The organism is Pseudomonas sp. BN415 (assembly GCF_029871195.1).
In the GTDB taxonomy this organism is placed as follows: Bacteria; Pseudomonadota; Gammaproteobacteria; order Pseudomonadales; family Pseudomonadaceae; genus Metapseudomonas; species Metapseudomonas resinovorans.
Genome location: NZ_SSOK01000027.1, coordinates 58,972 through 83,442, shown reverse-complemented (window position 1 = coordinate 83,442; position 24,471 = coordinate 58,972). Strand labels below are relative to the sequence as shown.

Below are 24,471 nucleotides of genomic sequence, written 5' to 3'. Positions count from 1 at the left end.
GGCCGTGCGGACGAGCCCCTCTCCCTCTGGGAGAGGGAACCTGCCCGCGCTCGGACTCAACCGCCGTACGTGATCGCCTGCATCTCCCCGCCCAGGGGAATCTGCGGCGCGGTCAGGTTGCTGGTGATCACCAAGTCGTAGGTGAAGGGCCCACCCAGGCGCCACTGGCCGGACACCAGCGGGGTCTTGGCGACGTTCTTCACCGGACCGTTTTTCCAGCTCACCGGGCCGACCACGGTGTTCAGCTCGGTCTTGCGCAACGCATCACGGGTCGCCTCGGGGTTACCCACTTCCTCGGTGCGCTGGAGGATGTCCACCGCCAACTCGAACAACGCATGCACGAAGCCCAGCGGCTGGGTCCACTGCTTGCCGGTGGCCTTGGTGTAGCGCTCGGCCAGTTGCCCGGCAGTCAGTCCGTTGAGGGAGGAACTGAACGGGTGGCTCGGGCTCCACCAGATCTCCGTGGAGAGGTTGTGTCCAGCCTTGCCCAGGGTTTCCACCGCCGAGGGGAACAGCAGCGCCTTGCCCACCGACATGGCCTTGGGCTGGAAGCCCTGCTGGCGCGCCTGGGTCCAGAAAGTGGTGAGGTCCGGCGGGATGACCACGCCTGTGACGATCTCCGCCTCGGCCTTCTTGAACGCGGAAATCTGCGCGGAGAAGTCGTCTGTCAGGCTCTGGAAGCGGCCTGGGTCCACCAGTTGGAAGCCCTTCTGCGCGAGCACCGGGGGGAAGCCCAGCTTGCTGTCGCCCCAGGCATTGCCGTCGCCGTCGTTGGGGAACAGCCCGCCGATCACCTTGTTACTGCCCATGCCGCCCCACATGGCGGTGTAGGTGGCGATCACGTCTTCCAGGCCCCAAAAGAAGTGGTAGGTCCACTCAAAGCCTTCGTCCGGCTTGCCGCCGCGGGTGAAGAACCAGGGTTGCCAGGGCGCGACGGTGGAAATGCAGGGGATTTCGTTGATCTCGCACTGATCCGACACCGGGTTGGTGGTCTCCGGCGTGGACGACACCAGCATCAGGTCGACGCCGTCGGAAAGGATAAGCTCGTTGGCCACTTCGGCGGCGCGGTTAGGGTTGGACTGGCTGTCTTTGACGATCACCTCCAGGCGGCAGCGCTGGCCGCCCACGGTGATGCTGTTCTTCAACACCGAAGCGAGGTTTTCGATGATGTAGGCATCCGCTGCGGCGAACGGCGCCAGCGGCCCGGTCTGGGGGCTGACATAGCCGATTCGGATGACCTTCTCGGCCGCGAACAAGGGGCCGGAAGAAAAGCCTGCGAGCAGCGAGCCGCCAGCCACGACGCCGCTGGCCCGCAGGAAATCACGCCGGGACAGCCCGGCACCGAGGAGTTTCTTGTTGTTATCCATGACAGAGACCTCGACAGGAAGAGAAGGCCCGGCGCGGGCGCGCAAAGGGGCCCGGCCGGGATGGCAGTACGTTGGCGCCGAATCAGAAGAAGACGGTGACGTCGAAGGAGCCCACCAGCTGGCTATCTTCGCGGCCGCCGCCAAAGGCATCGCGACCGCTGCCGCTATGGATGTCGTAGCGCAGCTCGGGGCGCAGGCGGACGTTGGGCACCGGCGTCCAGGCCAGGTTGGTGGTGAAGCCGTAGAAACTGCCCCAGCTCGGATCGGGGATGCCGGTTTGCGGATCGATGTTGGCCATCACCACATGCACCGGCGCGTCGGTGTAGAACCACTCGGCGCGGCTGTTCCACATCAGGTTGTCACCCAGGCGGTGGTACCAGTTGACGTCGGTGCCGTACCAATGGGCGTTGCCCTTGTTGGCGAATGCGGCGAAGGCGGCGTCTTCCTGTTGCCCGTAGTTGAACTCCACCGCCACCCGGTTGCGCTCGTCGAGCACATGGGAAACGGTCAGGTAGGAGGCGTAACGGGTCAGATCCTGGTCATCGGTCCCGGCAGGAATCGGCGAACCGCAGGCACACTCGGCGAAGCTGTCGCCAGCGCCATTACCGTAGATGTTTTCCCAGTCGACCCAGGTGCGGAAGTCCGCCGAGCGCCAGCGCAGGTTGGCGATGACATCCGGGTCGCCGTTGGGGTCCTGCATGTTGTTCCAGCCCTGCACCACACCCAGCTCGAAGCCGAGCATGCTGCCGCCCTCTTCCTGCGGCAGCTTGAAGGAGTAGAGCGCGCCCGTGTGCTTGGCCGGGCCATGCATGAAGGAATAGGTGTGGCTGTAGAAGTCCGTCGGCGCCGGGCTCGGCAGAGCGAAGCCGATCTCGTTCTCCAGTGGGGTGTGGAACACACCGAGCATCAGGTTGGAGCCGCCGAGAACCGGGATGTAAAAGTCCAGGTAGGCCTGGGCGATGTTGAAGTTCTCGTCATTGGCGTCGGCCGAACGGTTGACGCCGAGGTCTTCGTCGAAACCGTAGGTCTTGAAGAAGCGCGCATCCTTGCCGTACAGCGCGGTGACATTGAAGCCCCAGTCGGCTTCCTGCGGCATCGGGCCAGGGAACGGGCCGACACGACCGACCACATTGCCCTTGGGGGTTTTCTCGATGGCCAGGGCGAACTGGTTGAGGTTGAAGCCTTCATCGTTGTTGAAGAAGGCCTGTTTGCTCACGTCGTCACTGCCGTTGTCGTTGTAGATCCAGCCGGCCTGGCCCCAGCCATGGACCTTGATGCCGTAGTCCTTTTCCAGCCCGTCGCCGAAGGCGCTGCGGAACAGCGAACCGGACGGGCCCGGCTCGGCAGCCTGGATGTGAGCGGGGAACAGCGCTGCGGCCGCCAGGACCGGAGCGAACAGGGAGGACGCGGAAAGATGCTTGCGAGGAATCATGGCAGCTACCTTGTTGTTATTAGTCAGCCTGATGCGGACACGCCCCGCTGGCAGTGCGGGCCTGGCTGTCCGGTTGGGTCGCAAGCTACAAGCGGCCCTCCTCACCAACAATTCCGGTTTCGGCGATTTGAGTGTTTGCGAATCGAGAACAATGACGCGCGCTCCTGAGCTAGAGCGGCCGGGGAGGAAAAGGGGTGACGCGGGGTGGGCGGTTATCGGACGGAATTGGCGGGGTATCGTTGAGCGGCGGCATCCCCCTTTCCTTGTGGAGGGAATTCATTGGCTGTGTCTGCGTTAGCGGTTGCGAGAGATATACCAACGGGCCAGGAGCCAGCTCCTACGGGCAATGCAGCAGCCTGCAACACATAACGCAGACATGGCCAATTCATTCGCCGAGCAGGCCCCACAGGGAAAGCGTTCAACGCGTCCTGCGCAGCGGCTCCAGCAACGGCTTCAAGCCGTTGTGGTCGATCTCCTGCATCAGCATCAGCAGCCGTCCGATCTCGCCCTTGGGGAAGCCCTCGCGGGCAAACCAGTTGAGGTAGTGCCCGGGCAGGTCGGCAATCAGGCGGCCCTTGTACTTGCCATAGGGCATTTCGCGGGTGACCAGGAGCAACAGGTCTTCGGGCTTCATCGGGCGGCCTTGCGGGGGGAGAAAACGGCGATTGTCGCAGAGCCCGGGCTCAGGCATCCACCGGCGCGCCCAGCAGGCCGAACTCGGCCGGCACCTTGACGTAGAACAGCGTCACGCCCTCCTCCTCCAACCGCTGCAGCAAGGCGTCGCACTCGGCATCGCTGAGTGCCATGACGATCAGCATCGGCTGGTCGGCCATCTCGAAGAAGTGTTGGGAATGGAGGTGTTTGGTATGGCCGAACCCTTCGATTCCGGAGACCAGGGTCGCACCGCGCAGGCCCATGTCCATGGCCAGGCCAACGACCCAGTCGGCCAGCATCTTGCCTTGGTGACGACGGTTCTGCTGGGTGTAGAGCGTGAGCTGGTAACCCTTCATTTCAACCTCCATCCGATCACACGATGCCGCCATTGACCCTGAGCGTCTGGCCATTGACCCAGGCGCCTTCCGGTCCGACCAGGAAGGCCACCAGGTTGGCGATGTCCTCCGGGTTGCCAAGGCGCTCCAACGGGGCCTGCTTGGTCAGGCGCTCCACCAATTCAGGGGGCTTGCCGTCAAGGAACAGGTTGGTCGCCGTCGGCCCCGGTGCCACGCAGTTGACCGAAATGTTTCGTCCGCGCAGCTCACGGGCGAAGATCGTGCTCATGGTTTCCACCGCGGCCTTTGAAGCAGCGTAGATGGCGTAGCCCGGCAGGCTCAGGCTCACTACGCTGCTGGACAGGTTGACGATTCGCCCGCCACTGTTCAGGCGCGTCGCCGCCAGCTTGAGGGTGTTGAACGTGCCGCGGGTATTGATGGCGAACAGACGGTCGTAGAGCGCCATGTCGGTATCGGCCAGGGATACCAGCCCCGGCTGGATGACACCGGCATTGTTGATCAGGATGTCGATCCCGCCGAATTCCATCTCCGTCTGGTCGAAGAGCACTGCCACCGCCACCGGGTCGCTGATGTCGGCCAGTATCGGGTAGGCCTGGCCACCGGCCAGTCTGATGTCTTGCACCACTTGCTCCGCAGCTTCCGGCCGTGAGGCGTAATTGACCACTACCTGGATGCCTTCGGCGGCAAGGCGCCGCGCTATGGCGGCACCGATGCCCCGAGAAGCCCCAGTGACAATGGCGGTTCTGGCAGGTTGAGGCATGTAGTTCTCCTCGCCAGGCTCTCGAGGCCGCGGCTGGTGCCGCGTGCAGGGCCTTTCCAGTGGTATAGCCGGAGTTGGAGCCGCGTGCGGAACCGGCTATCAGCGAGGTACGAAAGTCTGTCCCCTGTAGGGGCGAACTCATTCGCCCCTACAGGAATCCTTCACCTTGGGAGATGCAGCGGTCAGGGCGTCGCTTCGGAGTCCGAGTCCACCTGTTCCAGCCGCCCTTGCTCCCAGCCACCGCCCAGGGCGGCGATGAGCTGGACGCTGGTGGTCAGGCGGGTGCCCATCAGGGTCAGCACCGTGCGTTCGTTGCTCAGCGCCGTGGCCTGGCTGGTGACCACGCTGTTGTAGTCCACGGTGCCAGCCTTGTACTGGTTGGTGATCAGGCGCAGGGCTTCGCGGGCGGCGTCGAGGGCTTCTTGCTGCACGCCACTCTCCTCTTCCAGCACGTCGAGCTGGACCATGTAGTCCTCGGTTTCGCGGAAGCTGTCGAGCACGGTCTGCCGATAGACGGCCACGGTCTGGTCGTAGCTGGCTTCGGCCTGGGCCACCTGGGAGCGGATCAGGCCGCCGTCGAACAGGGTCATGGCGAACTCCGGGCCAATGGACCAGAAACGGTTCGGGGTGGTGATCCAGTCGTGCAGGCTGCCGCTGCGATAACCGCCAGCTGCGCTCAGGCTGAGGCTGGGGAAGTAGGCCGACTTGGCCACGCCGATCTGGGCGTTCGCGGACATCACGTTACGCTCGGCCGAGGCCACGTCCGGGCGGCGTTCCAGCAACTGCGAGGGCAACAGCGTCGGCACGGTCGGCAGCGCCGGCACGCTGTCCACTTCGGCCAGGCTGAATTCGGCGGGCGTCAGGCCCACCAATACGGCAATGGCGTTTTCCAGTTGCGCGCGCTGGTACTTGAGGTCGATGGCCTGGGCCTGGGTGCTTTTCAGTTGGGTGGTGGCCTGAGCCACGTCGGCACGGGTGACGATGCCGGCCTTGTACTGGTTCTGAGTCAGGGTCAGGGCACGCTGGTAGCCGGCGACGGTGGCATCCAGCAGGCGCTTCTGGGCGTCCAGCACGCGCAGTTGCAGGTAGTTCTGCGCCAGCTCCGATTGCAGGCTGAGACGTGCGGCGGCGAGGTCGGCGGCACTGGCCTGCATGCTCGCGGTGTCGGACTCCAACTGGCGGCGCAGCTTGCCCCAGAGGTCGATTTCCCAATTCACGCCAAGACTGGCGTCATAGCTCTTGGAAACGCCGCCGCCACCGGAGCTGGTGACCGTGGAGCCGTCGGACAGGCGCACCGTGCTGTCGCCTCCACCCTGGCCCGAGCGGGTCTTGCCGGCGTTACCGGTCACCGAAGGGAAGAACGAGGCACGGGCGCCACGAGCCAGCGCCTGGGCCTGCCGGTACTGGGCGACGGACTGCGCCAGGGTCTGGTTGGAGGTTTCCAGGCGCTGCTGCAGGTCGTTGAGGGTGGCATCGCCGTACAGCTCCCACCAGCGGCCACGGTGCTCCAGGTCAGCCGGGCTGGCCAGGGACCAACCTTCGGCATGTTTGAACTGCACGGGCACGCTCTGCTCCGGACGCTTGTAGTCCGGGCCGATGGCGCAACCGCCGAGCAGCAGGCCGGCAAGGGCCAGGGCCAGGGCGCGACGCAGGGGTTTCAGAGAAGTGGCGGCGGTGTTCATAGGGGTGTTTCCAGAGCGGCGTCGGTGCGCACGCCACGCCAGCGGTTGAAGCGATGGCGCAGACGGTCGAGGTAGAGGTAGACCACGGGGGTCGTATAGAGGGTCAGCAACTGGCTCAGCACCAGGCCGCCGATGATGGCCACGCCCAGTGGCTGGCGCATCTCCGCGCCCTCGGTGCCGCCGATCAGCAGCGGGACGGCGCCGAGGATAGCGGCAATGGTGGTCATCAGGATCGGCCGCAGGCGCAGCAAGCAGGCCTGGCGGATGGACTCGTCCGGGGACATGCCCTCCTGGCGCTCCAGTTGCAGGGCGAGGTCGATCATCATGATGGCGTTCTTCTTCACCACGCCGATCAGCAGGAACAGCCCCAGCAACGAGATCAGGCTGAACTCCCCGCCCGTGAGCAGGATCGCCAGCAGCGCGCCGACACCGGCCGACGGCAGCGTGGAGAGAATGGTCAGCGGATGGATGTAGCTCTCGTAGAGGATGCCGAGTACCAGGTACACCAGCACCAGGGCCGCGAGGATCATCCACGGCTGGTTTTGCTGGGTGCTCTGGAAGGCGTCGGCACTGCCGCCCATGCGCGCGATCACCGAGCTGGGCAGGCCGATGGCGGCCACCGCTTTCTCGATCGCCACGGTGGCCTGGTCGAGGCTGATGCCAGGTGCCAGGTCGAAGGCAATGCTCTCCGAGGCGAACTGGCCCTCGTGGTTGACCCGGTCTTCTTCCAGGCTGCGTTCGTAGCGGGCGAAGCTGGACAGCGGCACGCGCTGGCCGTCGGCGGTGATCAATTGGACCTGCTTGAGGGTTTCCGGGTCCTGGGCATATTTCGGGTTGACCTCCATCACCACCTGGTACTGGTTGAGGCTGTCGTAGATGGTGGAGATCTGCCGCTGGCTGTAGGCGTTGTTCAGCGCCGAGCTGACCATGGCCATGTCGATGCCAAGGCGCTTGGCCGTGTCGCGATCCACCTGCAGGGTGATCTGCTGGGCGCCCTCCCCTTCGTTGGCGTCGATGGCGGTGAGTTCAGGCAGCGACTTGAGCGCGGCGGTGACCTTTGGCAGCCAGGTACGCAGGTCCGACAGCTCGCCGGTCTGCAGCACGTACTCGTACTGCGAGCTGCGCTGCTCGCGACCACCACCGAACTGCAGGTCCTGGTCGGCCATCAGCATCAGCCGACCGCCGGGCACCTTGGGCAGGTTGGCGCGCAACCGTTCGATGACTTTCTGCGCCGACACCTTGCGTTCGGCAATGGGCTTGAGGCGCACGATCATGAAGGCGTTATTGATTCCGCCGCCACCGCCGATGAAGCCGGCGACACTCTCCACGGCCGGGTCTTGCAGCACGGCGCGACGGAAGATTTCCATCTTCGGCTGCATCACAGTGAAGGACAGTCCGTCGTCGCCACGGATGAAGCCGATCAACTGGCCGGTGTCCTGCTGCGGCAGGAAGGTCTTGGGCACCAGCACATAAAGGGCGATGTTGCAGGCAATGGTCAGCAGCAGGCTGGCCAGGGTCAGGCGCGGGTGACGCAGGGCGATACCCAGGGTACGGTCATAGGTGCCGACCATGCGTGTGTGCAGCGCCTCGCTCCAGCGCTGCAGACGGCTGTCCTGGTCCGGCACGTGGGGCTTCAGCCAGCGCGCGCAAAGCATCGGTGTCAGCGTCAGGGACACCAGCAGCGAGACCAGGATGGCCACCGCCAAGGTCAGGGAGAACTCGCGGAACAACCGGTCGATGATCCCGCCCATGAAGAGGATGGAGACGAACACCGCCACCAGCGAGAGGTTCATCGACAGCAGGGTGAAGCCCACTTCACGGGTGCCCTGCAGCGCGGCCTTGAAGGGTGCCATGCCGTTATTGATGTGCCGCGAAATGTTCTCCAGCACCACGATGGCGTCGTCCACCACCAGCCCGGCGGCGAGGATCAGCGCCATCAGCGACAGTACGTTGAGCGAGAAGCCCATCAGGTACATCACGGCGAAGGTGCCCACCAGCGAGACCGGCACCGCCAGCGCCGGAATCAACGAGGCGCGCAGGTTACCCAGGAACAGGTAGACGACGAGGATCACCAGGGCCACGGCGATCAGCAGGGTGCGTTCAGCTTCGTGCAGGGTGGCGCGAATCACCGGCGAGCGGTCCATGGCCAGGTCCAGCTTGACGCTGGCCGGCAGCACGGCCTGTAGCGCCGGCAACTGCTGCTTGATGCTTTCGATGGTCTCGATGATGTTGGCGCCGGCCTGGCGGTTGATCACCAGCAGCACGGCGGAGTCGTCATTGAAGAAGCCACTGTTGTAGCGGTCTTCCACCGCGTCGCGGACCGTGGCCACGTCGCCCAGGCGCAGCGCGGCGCCGTCCTGGTAGCGGAGGATCAGCGGCGCGTAGTCGGCGGCCTTCTCCAACTGGTCGTTGGCGCCCACCTGCCAGTGGCGGCCGGCGTCTTCCACCGCGCCCTTGGGACGACGCTGGTTGGCGGCAGAGATGGTGCTGCGCACGTCGTCCAGGGCGAGGCCGTACTGGTTCAGCAGTTGCGGTTCCAGCTCCACCCGCACGGCGGGCAGGGAGCTGCCGCCGATCTGTACTTCTCCCACGCCCTTAACCTGGGACAGGCTCTGGGCCAGAATGGTGGACGCCAGGTCATAGAGCTGGCCCTTTTCCAGTACGTCGGACGTCAGCGACAGCACCATGATCGGCGCCTGGGACGGGTTGACCTTCTTGTAGGTGGGCATGCTGCGCATGCCGCTGGGCAGCAGGTTGCGCGAGGCGTTGATGGCCGCCTGCACATCGCGGGCGGCGCCGTTGATGTCTCGGTCCAGGTCGAACTGCACGATGATCCGCGTCGAGCCCTGGCTGGTGCGGCTGGTCATCTGGTTGATGCCGGCGATGGTGCCGAGTGAACGTTCCAGCGGCGTGGTGACGCTGGACGCCATGATCTCCGGGCTGGCGCCGGGCAGGCTGGCCTGCACGGTGATCACCGGGAAATCCATCTGCGGCAACGGCGATACCGGCAGCAGGCCGAAGCTGACGCTGCCCAGCAGCAGGATCGCCAGGCTCAGCAGCATGGTGGCCACCGGGCGGTGGATGAAGGGGGCGGAGAGATTCAACGACTGACCTCCGCGCGGAGCGCGGCTGCCCTCACCCCAGCCCTTTCCCGCACGCGGGAGAGGGAGCAGAAGCGACTCATACCGCCACCCCCGCCGCGCTGCGGCCGGTGAAGCGGCGGGACAGGCGGTCGAAGGCCAGGTAGATCACCGGGGTGGTGAACAAGGTCAGCACCTGGGAGAGCAGCAGGCCACCGACCATCACCAGGCCGAGCGGCTGGCGCAGTTCGGCGCCGGAACCGGTGGCGAGCATCAGTGGGATGGCGCCGAACAGGGCCGCCAGGGTAGTCATCAGGATCGGCCGGAAGCGCAGCAGCGCGGCCTGGTAGATCGCGGCGTCCGGCGACATGCCCTGGTGCCGCTCTGCCTCCAGGGCGAAGTCGATCATCATGATGGCGTTCTTCTTCACGATGCCGATCAGCAGGATGATGCCGATGATGGCAATCAGGCCGAGGTCATTGCCGGTCAGCAACAGTGCCAGCAAGGCGCCGACGCCCGCCGACGGCAGCGTGGAGAGGATGGTCACCGGGTGGATGTAGCTCTCGTAGAGCACGCCCAGCACGATGTACATGGTCACCACCGCCGCCAGGATCAGCAGCAGCGTGCTCGACAGCGACGCCTGGAAGGCTGCCGCCGCGCCCTGGAAGCGGGTCTGGATGCCTTCGGGCAGGCCGATGTCGTGCTGTACCCGTTCGATCACCGCCACCGCCTCGCCCAAGGCAACGCCCGGTGCCAGGTTGAAGGACAGGGTCACCGCCGGGAACTGGCCAATATGGTTGATCGCCAGTTGCGCCTGGCGCTCTTCCACCCTCGCCAGGGCGGAGAGCGGCACCTGGGTGCCGGCGCTGGTGGCGACGTGGATCTGTTGCAGTGCCTGCGGACCGATGACCTCGCCTGCGGCGGACTCCAGCACCACGCGGTACTGGCTGGCCTGGGTGAAGATGGTGGAGATCTGCCGCTGGCCGAACGCGTCGTAAAGGGCGTCGGTGATGGCCGAGATTTCCACGCCCAGGCGACCGGCCATGTCACGGTCGATGTTCAGGTAGACCTGCAGGCCCTTGTCCTGCAAGTCGCTGGCCACGTCGGAGAGTTCCGGTTGCTGGCGCAGCGCGTCCACCAGCTTGCCGGTCCACTCGTTGAGCAGGTCGGCGTCGGGGGATTCCATACTGAACTGGAACTGGGTGCGGCTGACCCGGTCCTCGATGGTCAGGTCCTGCACCGGCTGCAGGTAGAGGCGAATGTCGCTCTGCTTGTCCAGTTCCGGCTGCAGCCGCTGGATCACTTCACTGGCGGTCACGTCACGCTCGCCGTGGGGCTTGAGGTTGATCAGCATGCGGCCGCTGTTGAGGGTGACGTTGTCGCCATCGACGCCAATGTAGGAGGTCAGGCTGGCCACGGCCGGGTCCTTGAGGATCAGCGCGGCGACCTTCTGCTGGCGCTCGCTCATGGAGCGGAACGAGACCGACTGCGGCGCTTCGGTGATGCCCTGGATCACGCCAGTGTCCTGCACGGGGAAGAAGCCCTTGGGCACGGCCAGGTAGAGCACCACGGTCAGCGCCAGGGTACCAACGGCCACCAGCAGGGTCAGGCCCTGGTGCTTGAGCACCCAGGTCAGGCCCCTGCCGTAGTAGTTGATCATGCCGTCGATGAAGTCGCCGCTGGCCTTGTAGAAGCCCCCTTCCTCTTCCTTGCTTTCGCGCTTGAGCAGGCGCGCGCACATCATCGGCGTCAGGGTCAGGGAGACCACCAGCGAGATCAGGATGGCCACCGCCAGGGTGATGGCGAACTCGCGGAACAGCCGGCCCACCACATCCGCCATGAACAGCAGCGGGATCAGCACCGCGATCAGCGAGAAGGTCAGGGAAATCAGGGTGAAGCCGATCTGCCTGGCGCCCTTGAGCGCGGCATTGAGCGGCGTCTCGCCCGCTTCCAGGTGACGGGCGATGTTCTCCAGCATGACGATGGCATCGTCCACCACGAATCCGGTGGCGATGGTCAGCGCCATCAGCGTCAGGTTGTTGATGGAGAAGCCGGCCAGGTACATCACCGCGAAGGTGCCCACCAGGGACAGCGGCACGGCGATGGACGGAATGATGGTGGCACTCATGCGACGCAAGAACAGGAAGGTCACCATCACCACCAGGGCGATGGCGAGGAACAGTTCGTGCTGCACGTCGGTGATCGCAGCGCGGATGGTCTGGGTGCGGTCGGTAAGCACCACGACACTGATGCCCGCCGGCAGGTTGGCATTGATCGCCGGCAGCAACGCCTGGATGCGGTCCACCACGTCGATGACGTTGGCGCCCGGCTGGCGCTGGATGTTCAGCAGCACCGCTTCGTTCTGGTTGGCCCAGGCAGCGAGGCGCTCGTTCTCTGCGCCGTCGACTATCTCGGCAACGTCCTTCAAGCGGAGGGCCGCGCCGTTGTTGTAGGCGAGGATGAGATTGGCGTACTCCTCGGCGGACTTCAGTTGGTCGTTGGCGTCCAGCATGGACACGCGGGTCGGGCCGTCGAAGTTGCCCTTGGGCTGGTTGACGTTGGAGGCACCAACCAGGCTGCGTACATCCGACAGGTTCAGGCCATTGGCCGCCAGGGCTTCAGGGTTGACGCGAATTCGCACGGCCTGGCGCTGGCCCCCGGCGATGCTGACCATGCCGACGCCGTTGATCTGCGCCAGCTTCTGCGCCATGCGCGTGTCCACCAGCGTATGCAGCTTGGGCAGCGGCATGGTCTTCGAGCTGATGGCCAGGGTGAGTACCGGGGTATCCGCCGGGTTGACCTTGTTGTAGACCGGCGGTGCCGGCAGGTCGCTGGGCAACAGGTTGGTGGCCGCATTGATGGCCGCCTGCACCTCCTGCTCGGCGACGTCCAGCTTCACTTCCAGGCTGAAGCGCAGGGTGATGACCGACGCCCCGCCGGAGCTGGTTGAGGACATCTGGGTCAGCCCGGGCATCTGCCCGAACTGGCGCTCCAGCGGTGCGGTGACCGCACTGGTCATCACGTCCGGGCTGGCACCCGGATAGAGCGTGAGGACACGGATGGTCGGGTAGTCCACTTCCGGCAGCGCGGAAACCGGCAGCAGGCGGTAGGCGATCAGGCCGGCGAGGAGGATCGCCAGCATGCTCAGGGTGGTGGCGACCGGCCGCAGGATGAACAGGCGAGAAAGGTTCATACGCCGCCTTTCGCGTCCTGGCCTTCAGGCTTGGCGCCCTGGAGTTGTTCGGAGGGCTGAACGGGAACCTCGTCCGCGTCATGTACCACTTCCACGTCGCTGCCGTCGCGCAGGCGGTCGGTGCCTTCCAGCACCACGCGCTCACCGGGTTGCAGGCCGCTTTTGACTACCGTGCGTTCGCCGTCGTCCGGGCCGATTTCCAGCTTGCGCACCTTGACCTTCTTCTCGCCGTCCATCACGTAGGCAAAGGTGCCCTGGCTGCCGAACTGCACGGCAGCCGAGGGGATGAGCACCGCCTGCGGCAACAGCTCGGCACGCAGGCGAATGTTGACGAACTGGTTGGGGAAGAGGGCTTCATCTTCGTTGGCGAAGCGGGCCTTGAGCTTGAGGGTGCCGGTGGTGGTGTCGATCTGGTTGTCCAGGCTCTGCAGCACGCCTTCGGCCTGCTTGACCTTGTCGCCACGATCCCAGGCTTCGACCACCAGGGATCGGCCGGCGCGGAACGGGCCGACCACGGCCGGCAGCTGCCCCTCGGGCAGGGTGAAGGCAACGCTGATGGGTTTGGTCTGGGTAATGACCACCAGCGGCGTGGTGTCGCCACTGCTGACCAGGTTGCCCAGGTCCACCTGGCGCAGGCCAAGGCGGCCAGCGATGGGCGCGCGCACCTGGGTGAAACCGAGGTTGAGCTTGGCCTCGGCCACCGCGGCCTCGTTGGTCTTGATGGTGCCGCGATACTGCGCCACCAGGGCTTCCTGTGTATCCAGGGTCTGCTTGGCGATGCTGTCTTCGGCGTAGAGGCCCTTGTAGCGGGCCAGGTCGATCTCGGCGTTCTTCATTTGCGCGCGGTTCTGCGCCAGGGTGCCTTCGGCTTGTTGCAAGGCGACCTGGTAAGGACGCGGGTCGATCACCGCCAGCAGGTCGCCGGCCTTGACCTGTTGACCTTCCTCGAACTGCAACTTGACCAACTCGCCGTCGACACGGCCACGCACATTCACCGTGTTCAGCGCAGTCACCGTGCCCAGCGCCCTGAGGTAAACCGGGAAGTCGCCCTGGGTGATGGTTGCCACGCGCACCGGTACCGGTCCTGAGAAGGCACCAAAGCCAGGACGGCCCGGCCCTCCCCGGCCGCCCTCGCCGCTGGGCTTGGCGGCGGTTTCCGGCCAGAGCCACCAGATCAGCACCAGAAGCGCGAGCAACGCGAAGGCGATGGTCAGCCAGTGACGAAGGGAACGGGATTTCGGGGTCTTGTCAGTAATCGGGGACATGATTCAGGTCGAAGTCTGCGAGAGCGTGAACGATAAGCAGTTGAAAGCAGAAGGCAAAGTCTATTTACCGGCTATTTACCTAGTGCTTACGCCACTTACTATGCTTACTGACCTGCCACCGCAACGCGATGGCAGCGCCAGAATCGACTTCACCGGGCCAGGGAGTGTTCCGTGTTCGAAAATCTCAGGCGGCATTTCGCCGCCCTTACCACCCGCGCCGAGTTCCATTCCCTGCGCATCGTCCGGCAGACCGCCGAACAGGCCATGCTGCGCCGTGGCGTGGCCGAGCCACCGTCACTGAGCCAGGACCTGGGCGCCATGCTCAGCGTGCGCCTGGCTGGCGTAGAGGCTTATGCGGCCACCGCCGACCTCAGTCCCGCCGGCCTGCAACGGGCGTTGAACAAGGCCGAGGCGCTCGCCAGGCAAATTGCCCGCTACGCCCTGGTCGACCAGAGCCGTCTGGAGCCGCCACAAGCCAGTGCCCGCTATCAGTCCCCGGGACTGGACCAGCCCTTCCCCAGCCTCGCCGAACGTTTCGAGCTGCTGGCCGAGGAGTCCGCGCGCATTCCCGACGACCCGCGACTGGTCAGCTGGAACCTCTACCTGGACAGCCAGCGGCACGAGCAGCTCTACCTCAACAGCGCCGGCGCCGAACAATGGCAGGACCTGCGCTTCACCTACCCCGGCATCAGCGTTACCGCCTTCGATGGCAGCGACAGCCAGACGCGCAGCTTCGGCGGCTATGGCAGCGGCCAGCAAGGCGGTGGCGAAGTGCTTCAGCGCCTGGGCTTCGGCGGCGCCGCGGCGCGGGTAGCGGACGAAGCCCTGCAACTCCTGCTGGCACCCAACACCCCCGGCGCAATCGCCGACCTGCTGCTGATGCCGGACCAGATGATGCTGCAGATCCACGAATCCATCGGCCACCCGCTGGAGCTGGACCGCATACTCGGTGACGAGCGCAACTATGCCGGCACCAGCTTCATCGGCCTGGACGATTTCGGTCGCTACCAGTACGGCTCGGCGTTGCTGAACATCAGTTTCGACCCTGGCATTCCCGAAGAGTTGGCCAGCTACAGCCACGATGACGACGGCCAGCCGGCCTGCAAGGAAATGCTCATCAAGGACGGACGCCTGCTACGCCCCCTGGGCGGTGCGCTCTCCCAGCAACGCAGCGGCCTGCCCGGAGTCGCCAACAGCCGGGCGAGCAACTGGAACCGTGCCCCTATCGATCGCATGGCGAATCTCAACCTGGAGCCTGGCGACCAGAGCCTGGCGCAACTGATCGGCGGCATCGAACGCGGCGTGCTGATGAGCACCAACCGCTCGTGGTCCATCGACGATGCCCGCAACAAGTTCCAGTTCGGCTGCGAATGGGGCCGCCTGATCGAGAATGGCGAGCTCAAGGGTGTGGTGAAGAATCCCAATTACCGGGGTGTGTCGGCGCACTTCTGGCGCAGCCTCGCCGCCGTGGGTGACGCCAGTACCTTCGAGGTCCATGGCACGCCCTATTGCGGCAAGGGCGAACCCAACCAGGTGGTGCGCGTGGGCCATGCCGCGCCCGCATGCGTCTTCAGACAGGTGGAAGTCTTTGGAGGAGCCCAGTGATGGCCGACGCAGAATCCCGCTTTACCGCCCTGGCCGAAAGCCTGGGCGCCAGCCTGCAGGCCGGCGAGGACTTCAGCCTCTGGTACAGCGCCGAGGAGTCCGAGTTCATTCGTTTCAACAAGGCCCAGGTGCGCCAGGCCGGCCACGTGACCCAGGCCATCGGGCGCGTGCGGCTGATCCGTGACGACCGCAGCGCGGAGATCGCCGTCACCCTCAGCGGTGACCTGGAAAGCGACCGCCAACACTTGGCCGAGGGGCTGGTGCAACTGCGACTGGTCATCGGACAGTTGCCACCGGACCCTTACCTGCAACTGGAACGCTCCGCCTGGCATCGGCGTGTAACAGACGAAACCGCCCTCCCCGACTGCGCCAGCGTGCTGGCCGAGATCGACGCCGTCGCCAGCGGCCTCGACCTGGTGGGCATCTACGCCTCCGGCCCGCTGTACCGTGGCTTCGCCAACAGTTTTGGCGCCTTCGGCTGGCACGCTGCGCACTGTTTCAATTTCGACTGGAGCCTGTTCCACGCCAACCACCAGGCCGTGAAAGCCGATTACGCCGGCTCGCACTGGGACGGCGCCGAATTCGCCAGCCGCTTCGCCCATGCACGCCAGCAACTGGAGCACCTGGGCAAGCCGGTTCGCCACCTGCAACCCGGCAACTACCGCGCCTACCTGGCCCCGGCGGCACTCGACGAAGTACTGGGCATGCTGTCCTGGACCGGGTTCTCCGCCCGCGCCCTGGCCAACAAGGAAAGCCCCCTGCAACGCCTGCAGGATGGCAGCGCCCGCTTCAGCCCGTTGCTGAACCTGGACGAGCAGGTAGCCGGCGCCCTTGCCCCGGCTTTCGGCCCGGAAGGGGCGCCACGTAGCGACGTGGCCCTGATCCGCAACGGGATGATGACCGGACAACTGATCTACCCCCGCAGCGCCCGCGAATACGGCCTGGAAGCGAATTGCGCCGACGCCAACGAATCCACCCAGTCGCTGGTGATGGGCGCCGGCAACCTGCCTCTGGACAGCGTGCTGGAACGTCTGGGCACAGGCCTTTACATCGGCAATCTCTGGTACCTGAACTGGTCGGATCTACCCGCCGCACGCATGACCGGTATGACCCGCTTCGCCACCTTCTGGGTGGAAGACGGCCAGATCCAGGCCCCGGTGGACACGATGCGCTTCGACGACAGCCTGTTCAGCCTGCTCGGCGAGCATCTGGAAGACCTGACACTGGAGCGCCAGCTGAGGCTGTCCAGCAGCACCTACGGGGAGCGCCAGACCTGGTCGGCGCTGCTCCCGGGGGCGCTGGTCAGCCGGCTGAAGCTCACCTTGTAAGTCCCTAGGATGGGTAGAGGCACGAAACCCATCATCACATCGCGCCGGCATGGCACCGAACGTTGGGCCGCGCTTCGCTTGGCCGCAACCTGCAGAAACCCAGTGCCCGGGCACAAAAAAGGGAGGCCATTGGCCTCCCTTCTTCATTCCATCGTGCCTTACAGGACAGCGATAGCAGCCGCGTAGTTCGGCTCATCGGCGATCTCACCGACCAGTTCGCTGTGCAGCACCTTGTCGTTCTCATCCAGCACGACGACAGCACGGGCGGCGATGCCGGCCAGCGGGCCGGTTGCGATGGCCACGCCGTAGTCCTTGAGGAAGTTGGCGCCGCGCATGGTGGACAGGTTGATCACGTTGTCCAGGCCTTCGGCACCACAGAAACGCTTCTGGGCGAACGGCAGGTCAGCGGAAATGCACAGCACCACGGTGTTGGCCAGCTTGCTGGCTTCGACGTTGAACTTGCGCACGGAAGTGGCGCAGGTCGGGGTGTCGACGCTCGGGAAGATGTTCAGCACCTTGCGCTTGCCGCTCAGGCTGGCCAGGGTCACGTCGGACAGGTCGCCGCCGACCAGGCTGAAGGCCGGGGCTTGCTGGCCTTGTTGCGGCAGCTGGCCGTCGACGTTGATCGGATTGCCCTTGAGGGTTACTTGAGCCATTGCATGGATCCTTGTTTCAGGTGTGGTTGTACGAAGACGCCAAGTTAAGCACGGCGCGCGGCAAAAGTCCTGACCCTGAAGTCAGGACGCGCTCACCACCAGACGCTCCCTGGCGAAGTACTCACGGGTCAGCTTCACCACGACGGGGCTCAATAGGAGCAGCGAGAGCAGGTTCGGCAGGGCCATCAGGCCGTTCAGCGTATCGGCCACCAGCCATGCGAAATCCAGCTGCGCCACAGCGCCGAAGGGAATCGCCAGCACCCAGAGGATGCGGAACGGCAGGATCGCCTTGGTGCCGACCAGGAACTCCCAGCAACGCTCGCCGTAGTAACTCCAGCCCAGGATGGTGGTATAGGCGAAGATCACCAGGGCGATGCTCAGAATGATCGCGCCGAAGCCGGGCAGCGCCGATTCGAAGGCCGCCGCGGACAAGGCCGCACCGCTCTGCCCACTGGTCCAGACGCCGGAGCAGATGATCACCAGGCCGGTCATGGTGCAGATGATCAGGGTGTCGATAAAGGTACCGAGCATGCCGATCAGGCCGGAACGCACCGGGCTGTTGGTGGTGCCGGCTGCCTGGGCGATACCGGCGGTGCCGAGGCCCGCCTCGTTGGAGAAAATGCCCCGGGCGACACCGAAACGAATGGCCGCCATCACCGCCGCGCCGGCAAAGCCACCGGTGGCTGCGGCCGGGCTGAAGGCATGGGTGAAGATCAGCGAGAAGGCGCCGGGAATGGCGTCGATATTGATCACCAGCACCACCAGCGAAGCGATGATGTAGGTGACGCACATGAAGGGCACCAGCGCCTCGGCCACCTTACCGATGCGGCGGATGCCGCCCAGGATCACCAGGCCGGTGATCACCATGGTGGCAACACCGGTAGCCCAGAGCGGGATGTCGAAGGTGGTTTCCAGCGCATGGGCCATGCTGTTGACCTGCACCATGTTGCCGATGCCGAAGCCGGCCAGGCCACCGAAGATCGCGAAGGCGGTGCCCAGCCAGAGCCACTTCTTGCCCAGGCCATTCTTGATGGCATACATCGGGCCACCGACATGCTCGTTGCGCTCGTCCTTCTCGCGGTAGTGCACCGCCAGTACGACTTCCGAATACTTGGTGGCCATGCCGACCAGCGCGGTGCACCACATCCAGAACAGCGCACCCGGCCCGCCAAGGAAGATGGCGGTAGCGACGCCAGCGATGTTGCCGGTACCGACCGTGGCGGCCAGGCAGGTCATCAGCGCCTGGAACGGACTGATCTCACCGCTTTCGTCGTCACTCTTGGCACGTCCTCGCCACAGCAGGCGGAAACCGGTACCGATCCGCAACAACGGCATGAAACGCAGGAAAACCATGAGGAACAGGCCGGTACCGAGGATGGCCACCAGCATGGGTGGGCCCCAGACGAGGCCGTTGATTTGATTCACCAGATTTTGGATGGATTCCATAGAGGGCTCCTTTCTTCTTGTTCGAAGGAGCGGCTGTAGCCGGCTCCAGGTTCGGAATCCCATTGCCGGTAGGCATCGGGATCATTCCATGACCCAGTGGCAACGGGTGACGTCGCCAACCAGGACATAAGGACTGCGGGACGGGCACTGGAAAGGCCTGAGGCAGACCGCGGCGCGGATGCTAGCACGATCCCAGGCGATTTCCGCCAGACAGAAAGGCTATCTCCTACCTCAGAAATCCCGCTTGTAGAACAGGTCAAGCGAGCTGGCCAGACCACTGGCGGCTTCCAGGTAGAGCCGCTTGGTCAGTTCGTAGCGCAGCGCCACGACACTGGTGGAATCCACCACGCCGAGGCCGTAGCGGATGCTCAGGCGGTCGGTGATCTGTCCCAGGGCGCCGTCGTCATCGAGTTGCAGATCCTTGAGGCCCAGGCGCTGGGCCAGTTCGCTGGTCAGCGGCGCACTGCCGGACAGGCCCATCGCCAGGGCGGCCCGGCCCACTGCGTTACCGTCGCCCTCGCTGCTGTTCAACGGCCGGCCAAGAATCAGGTAGGACAGCGCCTGCTCCTGGCTCATGGCTGGATTGGAGAAGACTTCGGTGCTGGGCTCGTCGGCACGGCCATTCAGGCGCAGGCCGGCGGTGACGTCACCCACGGTGCGGACGGCTTCAACGTCCAGATAGGGCTGGTCCAGCGGACCGGCGAACAGAAGGCGCGCACGGCGTAGGTCAAGGCGTTGGCCATAGGCACGATAACGACCGTTCTTCAGTACCAGCTCCCCGTTCCCAGTGAGATTGTCGCCAACCTTGAGGTGGCCCTGGAGGTCAGCGGTCAGACCGAAGCCGGAGAACTGCAGGCGATCCTGGCCGACTTTCACGTCCACGTTCATGGCCATTTCCAGCGGCTGCTGCTCGTCGTCTTGCTCGTCCACCAGGCGCGCATCCGGTGAGACCTTGACTGCCTGGGGCGGCAGCTCGCGCACCTTGATCTTGCCGCGCGGCACCAGCACCTTGCCGGTCAGCGCTAGACGGCCACTGGCGAGCCCGATGCGAAGGTCGGGTTCCACTTCCAGGTTCGCGTACGGTTCCACCACCAGCGGCAGGCGCGAACCACGTAGCGCCAGGTCGAGGTCCAGGCCACGGGCCCAGGCCAGGTTGCCCGACAGGCTGCCCTGCCCCTGTTCGCCGCTGCGCCACTGCCCGTTCAGCTCCATGCTTTCGCCTGCGATACGCGCGTCGAGGCCGAGGGACTCGAAGCTCATGGGCAGGTCGCCACCGCCGATGCGGCCATCGGCTAGACGCAGATTGCCCAGCACATAAGGGGCTTGCAGGGTTCCGCTCAGGCTGCCGGCACCTTGCAGACGGCCCTCCAGCGTTTCCACCTTGGGCACGAACGGGCGCAGCACGGCGAGGTCCAGCCCATCCAGGCGAAACTGACCGGACAATGGTTTGTTCGCCGGCCGCGGATCGATCTGTGCGTCCAGTTGCAATTCACCGAGGCCCTGGCCCTGGAAGCTCAGCTGACTGTCGATGCGTTGCGGGCGCAGGGTGCTGTCCAGCAGGAGGCGCTGGTAGGGGAAGTCGACCCAGCGATCCTCTTCCTTCAGTCGCAGCACCCCGCTGCCGGCATCCAGGGTAATGCGTCCGCTGGGGCCGCTGGCCGGCAAATCGAGCTTGAGATCGGCATTCAGCTCGCCCTGCCAGGCGAAGTCTTCGGGCAGCCAGCGCGCCAGGCTGACCAGGGGGAAGTCGCGCAGGCGGTAGTCCAGCTTTGGCTCAGGCATCAGGCGCTGCTCGCCGCCGCATAGGCTCGCAGGCCCGGAACGCCAGCAATGTGCGCCGACGTTCAGCTTGCCGTCGGCCAGCCGTTCCAGCCGCACCGGTGCTTCCAGGCGCCAGTCCTGACCACTGGCCTGGACCTCGCCCTGCGCCAGCCGCCCTCGCCAGTTGCCGCCCTCCAGCTTGCCGTCCAGGGCCAGCAACAGGTCGAGCATGGCCCCCTTGAGGTTGAGTTCCAGTTGCTGACGAACACGATCACCTGAGCCTTCCGCTGTCAGGGTCCCGAATTCGTTGTCGCCAGAGGCCAACCCGTCCGCCCGCAGTTGCACACGGCCGCGCTGGGCAGCGTCCAACTGGGCATCCAGCTTGAGTCTGTCGAGTCGGTTGTCGCCCTGCCCCACGCGTTCGCCGGTCAGCGCCAGCTTGCCTTGCGGTGCCTGCAGCGTGCCGGCCAGGTCGAGGCGGCCCTGGACCTGGCCGAACAGCTTCGGCCAGAGCTGGCCCAGGCGATTCAGGGCCAGGTCGAGGCGGCCGCTGAGCTTCTGGTCCAACTGGCCCCGGCCTTCGATCCTGTTGTCGCCCAGGCGCACCTGCAGCGCATGGAGCTGCCATCGTTCGCCCGCACCTTCTGCCTTGGCCTGGAGCAGTGCAGGCTGGCCCCGCAGTTGGCCCTTGAGATCGAGATCGGCATTCAGGTCCAGGCGTTGGTCACGCCAGGCCCCCCTGGATTGCAGTTTGCCGGCCAGCTTGCCCGGCAGTTCGGCCAGCCAGTAGGAAGGGTCGAGCTCGCTCAAGGCCAACTGGCTGTCCCAGCCGACGCCACTGGCGAAATCGATTTTCACCCGTCCCTGGGCCCGCCCCTGCCCGGCCTTGAGTTGCAGATCGGCCAAGGTGACGCTGGCCAGGTCACCCATCACCGGGCTGCCGACGCTGAAGTCACCGGCCGGCCCCTTGAGGCGGGCGTCGAACTTACCGTCATAGCGACTGCCGGCGTAACGCACCTCGGCGTCCAACTGGTGCAATTCCACGGGTGGCGGCTTCTCCTGGGGGAACAGACGTTGCCAGGGGAAGTCACGCCATTGCAGGCGGCTGTCGATGGCGAGCTCCCGCTGCCAGTCGACCCGCCCTTGCAATGCCAAGGTCTGCTCCGGTTCGCCCGTGAGCAGAAGCTGCCGGATATCGGCACCCTGGGCATCGACCCGGCCATCCAGGCCGAGTGCCACCGCGCCGCCTTCACCCGGCAGGCTGGCCTTACCCTGTACGGCATAGCCGTCCTTGAGGTCACCTTTTGCGGTCAGCTCCACCTGATTGAGGGCCAGGGTATTCGGCAAGCCGGCGCTGGCTTTGAAGCCATCGGCCTGCAACCTAGCGCTGGCCGGCAAGTTGTCTGCCAGCGGGCGGAGCTCGCCGTCCAGGCGCCCATTGAGGTAACCGCTGCTGTCGGCCTGGAGCGTGAGCACGCCCTGCAGATCGCCCTTCGCCTTCAGCGCCAGCCTCCAGGGACCCTCGCCCGGCGCGGGCAACTGCAGGCTACCCTGCACCGTCATTGGCCAATCGCCTTCGGGGCGCAGGGAACCTTGCAGTTCCAACGAGAGTTCGTCGCGACGCACGCTGAGGCGCTCCAACTGAAGGCCATCAGCCTGCCAGCGCGCCACCAGGTCCAGATGCTGGAACTGATCGCCGCCATCGAGGACGAAGCGACCGACGCGCACCTGCGCGACCTCCAGCGCCAGCGGCAGGCGCAACTCCGGCAGGCTGATCGGGCCGGTCTCTTCGTCGGATTGCGACGGCGGCAGATCGAGCTGGATGCTGTCGCTGGCCAGTTCGTTGATACAGAGGGTGCGACGCATCAGGCAGGCGGGCGACCAATCCAGCCGTGGCGCATCCAGCTTCAGGACGGTGCCATCTTGCTGCCAGAACAGGCGCGTCGCGCTCCACCGCCCCCCGAGCGTGCCGCTGAAGCCGTCCACCTCGAGCCCGGGTACGTGGCCCAGCAACCAGCGCCCACCGACCTCCGTGAACAGCAGCACGGCCGGAATCGCCACGATGCCCGCCAGGATGGCGACCAGCCCTGCGAGGCCAAATCTCAGCGCGCGCCTCACAGTTCCGGCCCCATGGAGAAGTGGATGCGATAGCCGCCCGGGTCATCCAGCGCCTTCGCCACGTCCAGGCGAATCGGCCCTACCGGCGAGACCCAGCGCACGCCCAGGCCGGCGCCCGTCTTCATGGCCGCGTTGAGAGAGTCCATGGCGTTGCCGCGGTCGGCGAAGGCTGCCAAACGCCATTTTTCCGTGAGGGGGTATTGGTACTCGGCACTCCCCACCAGCAGGTAGCGGCCGCCCACCTTCTTGCCATTGTTGTCTTCCGGCGAGAGGGTCTGGTAGTCGTAACCCCGCACGCTCTGGTCACCACCGGCGAAGAAGCGCAGGGACGGCGGAATGGCATCGAAATCGGTCGTGGCAATCCCGCCGGCCTGCACACGGCCCAGCACGCGATGGCCGCCAGGCAGGGTGTAGAGTCCCTTGGCCATGGCGCTGGCGTAGGTGAAATCGGTGTCGGAGAGGATGCCCTCCTTGGCGCCACGCACATCGAATTGCAGCGAATAGCCGCGATTGGGATCGAGTTTATTGTCGCTGCGGGTCACGCCGTAACTGATGCCGGGGATCAGGAAGCTGCTGCGACCATCGTCGCTGCCATCACCGAAGTCGAAGGTCTCCTGCTCCCAGCGCAGGGACACCACCCGCTGCCAGTCATTGGGCAACTTCGACTGCCACTGGCCACCGAGAGTGAAGCGACGGCTATCCACATCCACCAGGTTCTCCCGCTGCAGACCGGTGGAAAAACGCAGGGTGTCGGTCAGGGGCGGGTCCAGGGGAATCTCGTACCAGGTGCCGACGTTCTGTCGCACCGGCGAAACTTCGGTTTCCGCCCCCAGACGATGGCCTTGGGGGTTGATCCAGTGGCGAGTCCAGTTGGCTCGGGCACGAGGTCCCACGTCGGTGGAAATGCCGACCCCCAGCCCCACGGTGCGCGGCTTCACGGCCGCCAGCTTGACCTTGACCGGTATCAACCGGCCGGCGCCCTTCACCGGGCTGGCATCCACCCGCACTTCATCAAAATAGCCGCTGGCCTGGAGGTTCTGGCTGAGCTTGGCGACCTGGTCGGAGTCGTAAGGCGTGTTGGCCGGAAACGGCACCAGTCGCGCCAGCAGGTCCGGGTCGAAAGGCGTGTCACCGTCGAAACTGACCGCGCCCAGGCTGTACCGAGGGCCGCTTTCATAGACCAGCTCGATATCGGCGACGCCAGCGCGCGGGTCGATGTCCAGCCGCTGCCGGGTGAAGCGTCCGTCGAAGAAGCCGTAGCGCAGGGCCTGGTTCTGGATCAGTTTCTTGGCGTCCTCATAGGCGCCGTGATTGAGCTGGGCGCCCTGCTTCAGCGCCTTGCTTTCGGGGACGCGAAAGGCCACCAGGGCGCTGGCCTCGCCATCGATCCTCACCACGACGTTGCGCAGGCGTACCGGCTCGCCGGGCACTACCAGCACATGCAGAGAAGGGTCCTTGCCACCGTCGACACGGCTGTCGATCTCGGCCTGGTAATAGCCAAGCGCCTGGGCGGCCTGGTGCGCCTGCTCCTCGGCGGAACGCCGAAAACGTCGCAGGGCTTCTTCATTGCGATCGCCAAGGGCGCCGATGTAGGCCTCGATATTGGCCTTCAGCGCCGCATTGGCAGGTTCGACCTTCACGTCCAGCGTGGCCTTGGCCAGCGCCAGACTACTTGTGCAAAGCAGGCCTAGCAGCAGCGGCCCGCGCAATCCTTGGCGGTAATTCATGCGCGGCATGCTAGCACGGCAATCCGGCCTTTCCGTGCTCA

The 24,471-nt window shown here is 65.3% G+C and carries 15 protein-coding genes; 2 read left to right on the top strand and 13 right to left on the bottom strand.

Features of this window, described 5'->3' with window-relative positions:
* Window positions 1–56 precede the first annotated feature (56 nt).
* The 9 genes from E8F20_RS07375 to E8F20_RS07335 all read right to left on the bottom strand — a co-directional run bounded on the left by E8F20_RS07375 (window position 57) and on the right by E8F20_RS07335 (window position 13,789).
* Complete coding sequence (locus E8F20_RS07375) at window positions 57–1,367, bottom strand: ABC transporter substrate-binding protein (protein ID WP_280283185.1); 1,311 nt, start codon at window positions 1,365–1,367, stop codon at window positions 57–59.
* Between the two features lie 82 nt (window positions 1,368–1,449).
* Window positions 1,450–2,799: an outer membrane beta-barrel protein gene (locus E8F20_RS07370; RefSeq protein ID WP_280283184.1), complete on the bottom strand. Its 1,350-nt coding sequence runs from the start codon at window positions 2,797–2,799 to the stop codon at window positions 1,450–1,452.
* Between the two features lie 418 nt (window positions 2,800–3,217).
* Complete coding sequence (locus E8F20_RS07365) at window positions 3,218–3,433, bottom strand: DUF3820 family protein (RefSeq protein WP_280283183.1); 216 nt, start codon at window positions 3,431–3,433, stop codon at window positions 3,218–3,220.
* A 49-nt stretch (window positions 3,434–3,482) separates the two neighbouring features.
* Window positions 3,483–3,809, bottom strand: coding sequence for a DUF190 domain-containing protein (locus tag E8F20_RS07360; RefSeq protein WP_280283182.1), 327 nt, complete (start codon window positions 3,807–3,809; stop codon window positions 3,483–3,485).
* A gap of 16 nt (window positions 3,810–3,825) precedes the next feature.
* Window positions 3,826–4,569 carry an SDR family oxidoreductase gene (locus tag E8F20_RS07355; protein ID WP_280283181.1) on the bottom strand — a complete coding sequence of 248 codons (744 nt, stop codon included), beginning with the start codon at window positions 4,567–4,569 and terminating at the stop codon, window positions 3,826–3,828.
* A gap of 182 nt (window positions 4,570–4,751) precedes the next feature.
* Window positions 4,752–6,251: an efflux transporter outer membrane subunit gene (locus E8F20_RS07350; protein ID WP_280283180.1), complete on the bottom strand. Its 1,500-nt coding sequence runs from the start codon at window positions 6,249–6,251 to the stop codon at window positions 4,752–4,754.
* Window positions 6,248–9,355, bottom strand: coding sequence for a multidrug efflux RND transporter permease subunit (locus tag E8F20_RS07345; protein WP_280283179.1), 3,108 nt, complete (start codon window positions 9,353–9,355; stop codon window positions 6,248–6,250). The genes E8F20_RS07350 and E8F20_RS07345 overlap by 4 nt, the downstream gene beginning before the upstream one ends.
* Before the next feature lie 76 nt (window positions 9,356–9,431).
* Window positions 9,432–12,524: an MdtB/MuxB family multidrug efflux RND transporter permease subunit gene (locus E8F20_RS07340; protein ID WP_280283178.1), complete on the bottom strand. Its 3,093-nt coding sequence runs from the start codon at window positions 12,522–12,524 to the stop codon at window positions 9,432–9,434.
* Window positions 12,521–13,789 (bottom strand): MdtA/MuxA family multidrug efflux RND transporter periplasmic adaptor subunit, encoded by a 1,269-nt coding sequence (locus tag E8F20_RS07335; protein ID WP_280283177.1) that lies wholly within the window; start codon window positions 13,787–13,789, stop codon window positions 12,521–12,523. The genes E8F20_RS07340 and E8F20_RS07335 overlap by 4 nt, the downstream gene beginning before the upstream one ends.
* A gap of 171 nt (window positions 13,790–13,960) precedes the next feature.
* Here E8F20_RS07335 and E8F20_RS07330 point away from each other — a divergent pair, with 171 nt between their 5' ends.
* Together E8F20_RS07330 and E8F20_RS07325 are read left to right on the top strand one after the other, a co-directional pair.
* The gene (locus tag E8F20_RS07330) at window positions 13,961–15,394 is read left to right on the top strand and encodes a TldD/PmbA family protein (RefSeq protein ID WP_280283176.1); all 1,434 of its coding nucleotides are present in this window, start codon (window positions 13,961–13,963) and stop codon (window positions 15,392–15,394) included.
* On the top strand, window positions 15,394–16,722 hold the full coding sequence (locus E8F20_RS07325; protein WP_280283175.1) for a TldD/PmbA family protein: 1,329 nt from the start codon (window positions 15,394–15,396) through the stop codon (window positions 16,720–16,722). The genes E8F20_RS07330 and E8F20_RS07325 overlap by 1 nt, the downstream gene beginning before the upstream one ends.
* 158 nt (window positions 16,723–16,880) lie before the next feature.
* On the opposite strand, the gene tpx is transcribed toward E8F20_RS07325, so the two are convergent.
* The 4 genes from tpx to E8F20_RS07305 form a co-directional block, all read right to left on the bottom strand.
* Window positions 16,881–17,378, bottom strand: a complete 498-nt coding sequence (gene tpx / locus E8F20_RS07320) for a thiol peroxidase (RefSeq protein WP_280283174.1) — start codon at window positions 17,376–17,378, stop codon at window positions 16,881–16,883.
* An 81-nt stretch (window positions 17,379–17,459) separates the two neighbouring features.
* Window positions 17,460–18,824: a sodium:alanine symporter family protein gene (locus E8F20_RS07315; protein WP_280283173.1), complete on the bottom strand. Its 1,365-nt coding sequence runs from the start codon at window positions 18,822–18,824 to the stop codon at window positions 17,460–17,462.
* 231 nt (window positions 18,825–19,055) lie between these two features.
* Window positions 19,056–22,703 carry a translocation/assembly module TamB domain-containing protein gene (locus tag E8F20_RS07310; protein WP_280283172.1) on the bottom strand — a complete coding sequence of 1,216 codons (3,648 nt, stop codon included), beginning with the start codon at window positions 22,701–22,703 and terminating at the stop codon, window positions 19,056–19,058.
* On the bottom strand, window positions 22,700–24,430 hold the full coding sequence (locus E8F20_RS07305) for an autotransporter assembly complex family protein (RefSeq protein ID WP_280283171.1): 1,731 nt from the start codon (window positions 24,428–24,430) through the stop codon (window positions 22,700–22,702). The genes E8F20_RS07310 and E8F20_RS07305 overlap by 4 nt, the downstream gene beginning before the upstream one ends.
* Window positions 24,431–24,471: the final 41 nt, after the last annotated feature.

What these genes read in the sequence shown, in the direction of transcription:
- E8F20_RS07375 (WP_280283185.1), bottom strand. Translation starts at nt 1,367, where the DNA reads ATGGATAACAACAAGAAACTCCTCGGTGCCGGGCTGTCCCGGCGTGAT.
- E8F20_RS07370 (WP_280283184.1), bottom strand. Translation starts at nt 2,799, where the DNA reads ATGATTCCTCGCAAGCATCTTTCCGCGTCCTCCCTGTTCGCTCCGGTC.
- E8F20_RS07365 (WP_280283183.1), bottom strand. Translation starts at nt 3,433, where the DNA reads ATGAAGCCCGAAGACCTGTTGCTCCTGGTCACCCGCGAAATGCCCTAT.
- E8F20_RS07360 (WP_280283182.1), bottom strand. Translation starts at nt 3,809, where the DNA reads ATGAAGGGTTACCAGCTCACGCTCTACACCCAGCAGAACCGTCGTCAC.
- E8F20_RS07355 (WP_280283181.1), bottom strand. Translation starts at nt 4,569, where the DNA reads ATGCCTCAACCTGCCAGAACCGCCATTGTCACTGGGGCTTCTCGGGGC.
- E8F20_RS07350 (WP_280283180.1), bottom strand. Translation starts at nt 6,251, where the DNA reads ATGAACACCGCCGCCACTTCTCTGAAACCCCTGCGTCGCGCCCTGGCC.
- E8F20_RS07340 (WP_280283178.1), bottom strand. Translation starts at nt 12,524, where the DNA reads ATGAACCTTTCTCGCCTGTTCATCCTGCGGCCGGTCGCCACCACCCTG.
- E8F20_RS07335 (WP_280283177.1), bottom strand. Translation starts at nt 13,789, where the DNA reads ATGTCCCCGATTACTGACAAGACCCCGAAATCCCGTTCCCTTCGTCAC.
- E8F20_RS07325 (WP_280283175.1), top strand. Translation starts at nt 15,394, where the DNA reads ATGGCCGACGCAGAATCCCGCTTTACCGCCCTGGCCGAAAGCCTGGGC.
- tpx (WP_280283174.1), bottom strand. Translation starts at nt 17,378, where the DNA reads ATGGCTCAAGTAACCCTCAAGGGCAATCCGATCAACGTCGACGGCCAG.
- E8F20_RS07315 (WP_280283173.1), bottom strand. Translation starts at nt 18,824, where the DNA reads ATGGAATCCATCCAAAATCTGGTGAATCAAATCAACGGCCTCGTCTGG.
- E8F20_RS07305 (WP_280283171.1), bottom strand. Translation starts at nt 24,430, where the DNA reads ATGAATTACCGCCAAGGATTGCGCGGGCCGCTGCTGCTAGGCCTGCTT.